This is a genomic window from Cylindrospermopsis sp. CR12, assembly GCF_001432185.1.
Lineage (GTDB): Bacteria > Cyanobacteriota > Cyanobacteriia > Cyanobacteriales > Nostocaceae > Raphidiopsis > Raphidiopsis raciborskii.
In genome coordinates this window covers 209,913-210,149 of sequence record NZ_LMVE01000021.1, presented here as the reverse complement: position 1 = coordinate 210,149, position 237 = coordinate 209,913, and the positions used below count along the sequence as shown (strand labels likewise).

General features: G+C 43.5%; 1 protein-coding gene. It reads left to right on the top strand.

Translation table 11 applies throughout. The features are described 5' to 3' along the window. Positions 1 to 237: AAA family ATPase (locus ASL19_RS18450; protein ID WP_235528916.1), on the top strand; the 237-nt coding region annotated here is incomplete at both ends.

The following is a 237-nucleotide window of genomic DNA, read 5'->3' as shown; positions in this document are numbered from 1 at the left end:
TTAATCAACTAACGGACATCACCATTGATAACCAATACTCATCTATCTGTGGTTATACTGAAACCGACTTGCGGGAGTCCTTCGGTGACCACCTTGAGGGAGTAGATTGGGATGCACTGCGCCATTGGTACAATGGTTATAATTGGACAGGATCGGAGACTGTTTATAATCCCTATGACATCTTGCTGTTTATTGGAAAAGGCCAAGTTTTCCGTAACTACTGGTTTGAGACGGGTA